The sequence below is a fragment of the Candidatus Jordarchaeum sp. genome (assembly GCF_052745115.1).
Map to the genome: position 1 here is coordinate 1 of NZ_JBRAKS010000266.1, position 5,450 is coordinate 5,450.

A 5,450-nucleotide genomic window follows, 5' to 3' on the forward strand; every position below is an offset into this window, starting at 1 on the left:
AAACCGAGGAGTTGAAAAATATGATACTAGACTAACAAAGCGGGGATACTGTTTTGGACGTAAGAGTGTATGCGGTGCTTGGGAACTTCGGCTTTGGTTGGGGTTCCTTAATGACTGTTTGGGAGTCCCGGTAGGTGAGTAGGGTTGCCAACTCGGCGCATTCGAAGTCCAGGTCGTCGACAACTCTCTTTCGGGGCTCTAATCCCAAGTAGAGTAGGAAGGGTCGTAGTAGTATGGTTCCATTCTCCAGCGACTTCACCTTGACCAGCTTGAACTTTATTTATCGTGCCGTACCTGGTTACCAGGGTTCTCTGGGTGGTTCCTGCTCTCTTTGAACTTCTTGTCCGTGTTTCGGGCGTACTTCTTGCCACACAGCTCATCTATCAGCTGGTCTTGCGTCTTCTCCAGTATTGCTTTGAGGAATTCTTTGTTCAGGTTGGCTTCGTCCAAGCTTCGGGATAGGGGGATAAGACTTGACTTAAATCCCCTGTAACCTGTATTTCCCCATTTAGGGATATGATTGGGTCCCCCTCCATTGTTTTATTATTATAACATATAACATAGGAGGGGCCCAAGATCCCCAAAAAAAGTTAACCGATTAGCAGACACAACCAAATTATTAAATTATTCCCCTCCGTCTATTATTTAATAGGATTATAATATTCTCGAAACAAAAAGTTAATGAGTAAAAAATCCAATAGAAATATAGTAAAATATGTAATTATTCTCGATTTAAAACTTATTTAAACTTAATATTGGAAAGCGAAAAAAAGGTAACGATAGGTTAAATTTATAGCCGATTCGAGGACAGAAAATATTGTCCAATAATTAAATCCGTAGTGATTGAAATTGTCGAAAATTGACGAAATAACTGGTTTAATAAGAGAAATGGAGGCAAATACCCCTGGAATCGAGGCAAGCGCCGTGGTTAGTGTGCAGGGTTTACCTATAGCATCTGCAATGCCTTCTGAAGTAGATGAAAGTGTTGTTGCAGCCATGACTGCTGCTATTCTCAGTGTTGGTGAACGCGCTTCACAAGAACTGGTTCGTGGAAATCTGCAACAAATTACAATGCAGGGAGATCAAGGGTACATAATTATTAAGGGAGCGGGAATAAGCGCCATTATTACAGTTCTTGCCAAAAATGACGCTAACTTGGGATTAATTTTTATGGTGCTTAAAAAAATTTCAGCCAGAATAGGAGAGCTACTCTCCGAGGAGTAAATGAAATATTTTTAAAAACTGATTTTAAACCTATTTCTTCGAGAAATCTTCTTTTAGAGTAAAATATTGTTCAACCAAAAATGTTTGATGATTTAGAGGCTCAGACCGCCCGAATCGTTCTTCATCCCCAAGTCAGACGGACTCATCTTCATCGCCAATATATTCCTCTGTTTTCCAAACCTATAAATACTACGTTTTAAAAAGAAATGATTCAACACACCTCACTATATCTTCATGAACAACTTCAATGGGCCTACTAGCATCTATCACCGGAAAATTTTTAACCCGAATTCTTTCCAAATAGATTCGACGCACTTCTTTCAAAAATTCAATATTCTCAAATTTTTCTCTAACTTCTCTTTTTCTGGCTAGAGCTATGCCAGGATCTACGTCCAAAAAAATCGTTAAATCTGGTTCAATTGCAAATTTATTGATTGCCTCAATCCATTCAATATCTAGTCCCTCGGCAGCTTGGTACACTATTGATGATTCAACATAACGATCAGAAATTACAATTATTCCACTAATAATTGAGGGTTTTATCACTTTTTCCGTATGCTCTGCCCTGTCTGCTGCAAAAAGAAGTGCATGAACTGGAGGGGAGCCCTCACCCGAGAACAGGTATTTACGAATTATCTTACCAATAGCTCCGACTGTTGGTTCTTCCGTTACCATAACTTCTAAATTTTTACTTCTTATCCAATTCGCTAACTTATTAGAATGAGTGGTTGTCCCAGAGCCATCAATTCCTTCTAAAACAATGAATTTTCCCTTTTTCATGGGGTCATCTCCAAATAAAGAAAACATTAAAATTTGTAAACATTATCATACAAATTAATTTTGTTATTCAGAAAATATTCTAAGGCTTAAAACGAAAGTAGATGATTCAAATTGACCGTACAGGAAGACAAATTTAACATAACCACGAAGAAAATGCAACAAATTGACCCAAAAAAACTAAATAAAACTTTATGCGTTCAGGGGATGCCCGGTATAGCTAACGCAGGGAAAGGCGCCCTAGACCTTATAAGAAAACAATTCCAACCCAAAAGAATTATGGAAATTTACTTCTCTGATTTTCCGTCACAAGTAAAGGTGAACTCGGACGGGTGTCTTGCTGTATCCAAAATCGAATTACTCCATTATAAAGACATATCACTAAGGCGAGATGTGTTACTGCTAACCTCAGATACTCAGCCAACCTCCAACATTGGTATGAACGTTTTATCAAAGTATATCGCAAATACCCTAAATGATTTAGGCGTAACAATGATCATATCCCTAGCAGCCAAACCTTTGACCTCCCTAAAAAGAAACCCAAAAGTATACGTTACAGCAACTTCTAAAGACTTGGTAGAATCCTATAGCCAATTGGAAAACGTGAATGTTCTTAAAGAAGGGATTGTAATTGGTATGAACGGAATAGTTCCAGTTATTTCTAAAAGCTTATACGATATAGACGGTGTAATTCTACTCTCAGAATCCTGTAAAATGCTTAACCACGATATTGCAGCATCATACGCTCTTTTGAAAGTATTAAGTGATAAACCTGGTTTAAAAATCGATTTATCTTCCCTGGAACGTGAAACAAAACTCCAATGGGATACCGCTGGAAAAATAACTGAAAAAGGAACAAGGTCCAAAGAAGAGAAAAGGCCTGAATATATCAGCTAAACCTACATAAGCTTCGCTTCTTAGACAAAATATGAAAATATCAAGTTTTTCATAGCAAACCTTCATACGCTTGCGCGTTTTAGACAAATTATGAAAATCTTTAGTTTTTCATGGGAAATATTATTAAAATATTGTCTATCAATGTCTGGAAAGTGGACTTGATACTTTTTATCCCCCTCTTTTACTATTTAATTACTTTTAGCTTTTGCTTCTTTCTTCATCGCTTTGATTATCTTTGTTAGTTTTGCTCCATTATCGCTCAAAACAGTTTTTTCTACGAATGTTCCTTGAACAACCATTTCAGCACCTGCACGAACTACTGCGGTTACCTGTTCTGGTGTTTCTAAGCCACCCCCTACTATTAGCGGTATATCAATTAGTGAGGACACCATTGAGATCATTTCCAAAGGTACTTCGCGGTCCACTCCAGATCCTCCCTCTAGATAAACTAATTTGAAACCAATATACTGGGCCGCAAGAGCATACGCAGCGGCTATCTGCGGTTTGTTGCGGGGAATAAGCTGTGCTTCACTTATATATCCAGCAGTGCCGCCAGGCTCCAAAATTAAATACCCCATACTGATGGGTTCAAGATCAAACATTTTAACGGCTTGAGCCCCGGTTAATTGGGCTCGTATGATGTAGTATGGGTTTCTGGAGTTTAAAACACTCATAAAAAAAACTGCATCTGCGTATTTAGAAATTCCGGCAACATTTCCCGGAAAAAGTATTACAGGTAAATCCGTTTGGTTCTTAATTTCTCTAATTGTTTCATCCAAAATTCCGAAAGCGGTTGATCCTCCAACCATAAATGCGTCGGTCCCCGCTTCGGTAGCATACTTTGCTATTATACCTGCTTCCTGAGCTGTTTGTTTAATCGGATCGGGATCTACCAATGTCAAGTGAACTGCTGAATCGTTATTAATTTTGTCCATCAAATAATCCCATACTTTTATTTTTGCCATTGCTATGCCTTCTTTACAGATTACTATTTTTTAATATTTTTTGTAAATTAATCATAATTAAATAAATAGTCGCAAACCAAAATTGATAGAGTAGGGGATTATAGACTAGTCTAAATAGCTATTTAAAAATTTTACCTTTCTTATTACTAGGTAATGTAGATTCGCCCGATTCTACCCCTTATTTTTGGGTTCTAAATTGGAAAATAAGCTCTATAAAAGCTCCTTTTTGAGGCAGAATCGAACGAAACTACATCGCCCTTATTACTACAATCTTTTTTATTTAAACTCGATTTTTCGAAAATTTGGTATCTCTATTATTGCTGAACTCTAATAATATTTTTAAATTTTCCAAATCAAATCATTAAATTGCATTTAACGTAAAAGCAAATAATTAACTAAATGTCTCATAAAGCATTCAACCTATGAAAAGCATAAAATATACATAAACAGTTAAAGTATGAACTTTTTTAGAATAGGTGTTCTTTTAATCCACTTACCCAGCCAAATTCGTCTTGAAGAATAGTAAAAGCTGCCTGAGGTGGAATTATCCCCTTTTCGGTGATTATAAGATCTATGTATTGTGAGGGAGTGATATCAAAGGCGGGATTTAGAACTTTAGGATTTCCGATTTTTTCCAATTCTTCTCTGTCAATTACTTCTTCTATATCTCTCTCTTCTATCTCAATCAGCTCACCGATCATGGTTTCAGGACTAAATTTATAAGTTTCAGTGGCTACAAAAAAGAGGGTTCTCGCTTCTTTAGCTACCAGGGCTACAGTAGAAGTGCCAATTTTGTTAACCAGAGCACCATTTGAAGAAATGGCGTCAGCACCTACTATGGTAGTGTTTACCTTATTCATGTAGAGTCGGATAGCGCTATCAACTATGAGAGTGACGTCTATTCCTGCGTCTCTCAAAATTTTGCATGTGATATGGCCCTGAAATCTAGGTCTGGTTTCTGTGGCAAAAACCTTAATATCCTTATTCTGGTGAGCTGCAGTTAAAATAACAGATAGAGCTGCTGCGCTATTACAATGTGTTAATAACACATCTCCGTTCCTTATTCTTTTTGATCCTATTTCTCCTATACGCAGTACTGCTCTTTCCGAGTTCACAATAAACTCTTTAACCGCTTTCTCCACAATTTCTTTTAATTCCTCCAAAGTAGGGTTTCTTTTTAATTCATCATTTACCCTTTTAGAAACAAACCGAATACCATTTGGAAGAGAAACTGCTGTGGGACGAATGCCAATAACCATTTGAGCGGTATTTCTCAATTCTTCTAGGAGTTCTTGAACACTACCCGCTTTTGAATTCTGAACTGTTATTCTAAGCGTTTTAACAGCTGCTCTGGCAATGTTTCCCGCTCCTCTTATCCTCATGGACTCTATATCTCTCGCTATTTGATTTACCTCATCTGGAAACATCGAATCAACCCCATCTAATCTAATGTAATTTTATTTTTGGATTTTTTATAGTATTATTACCCTTTGTACTTTTCCAAATCAGGAGAAATAATCATGTGGAAAAATTTAAAGGGCGTAAAAAGTCTTTTGTGCAATTTTAACCGAAAGGTTGGAGTATTGC

7 protein-coding genes are annotated in these 5,450 nt (G+C 37.1%); 3 read left to right on the forward strand and 4 right to left on the reverse strand.

The features are described from left to right. Window positions 1-31 precede the first annotated feature (31 nt). Window positions 32-259 (reverse strand): hypothetical protein, encoded by a 228-nt coding sequence (locus tag ACUVXA_RS15555; protein WP_445872199.1) that lies wholly within the window; start codon window positions 257-259, stop codon window positions 32-34. Window positions 260-285: 26 nt separating this feature from the next. On the opposite strand from ACUVXA_RS15555, the gene ACUVXA_RS15560 reads away from it, so the two are divergent. After that, window positions 286-462 (forward strand): hypothetical protein, encoded by a 177-nt coding sequence (locus ACUVXA_RS15560; RefSeq protein ID WP_445872200.1) that lies wholly within the window; start codon window positions 286-288, stop codon window positions 460-462. Window positions 463-849: 387 nt separating this feature from the next. Further along, a complete protein-coding gene (locus ACUVXA_RS15565; protein ID WP_445872201.1) occupies window positions 850-1,224 on the forward strand; it encodes a roadblock/LC7 domain-containing protein in 375 nt (124 codons plus the stop codon). Between the two features lie 189 nt (window positions 1,225-1,413). Here ACUVXA_RS15565 and tmk read toward each other — a convergent pair whose 3' ends face one another. Beyond that, window positions 1,414-2,004: a dTMP kinase gene (tmk, locus tag ACUVXA_RS15570; protein WP_445872202.1), complete on the reverse strand. Its 591-nt coding sequence runs from the start codon at window positions 2,002-2,004 to the stop codon at window positions 1,414-1,416. Window positions 2,005-2,115: 111 nt separating this feature from the next. On the opposite strand from tmk, the gene ACUVXA_RS15575 reads away from it, so the two are divergent. Then, window positions 2,116-2,898: a PAC2 family protein gene (locus ACUVXA_RS15575; protein WP_445872203.1), complete on the forward strand. Its 783-nt coding sequence runs from the start codon at window positions 2,116-2,118 to the stop codon at window positions 2,896-2,898. Window positions 2,899-3,086: 188 nt separating this feature from the next. On the opposite strand, the gene ACUVXA_RS15580 is transcribed toward ACUVXA_RS15575, so the two are convergent. Together ACUVXA_RS15580 and ACUVXA_RS15585 are read right to left on the reverse strand one after the other, a co-directional pair. After that, on the reverse strand, window positions 3,087-3,863 hold the full coding sequence (locus ACUVXA_RS15580; RefSeq protein ID WP_445872204.1) for a geranylgeranylglyceryl/heptaprenylglyceryl phosphate synthase: 777 nt from the start codon (window positions 3,861-3,863) through the stop codon (window positions 3,087-3,089). A 467-nt stretch (window positions 3,864-4,330) separates the two neighbouring features. Beyond that, window positions 4,331-5,290 (reverse strand): ribose 1,5-bisphosphate isomerase, encoded by a 960-nt coding sequence (locus ACUVXA_RS15585; protein ID WP_445872205.1) that lies wholly within the window; start codon window positions 5,288-5,290, stop codon window positions 4,331-4,333. Window positions 5,291-5,450: the final 160 nt, after the last annotated feature.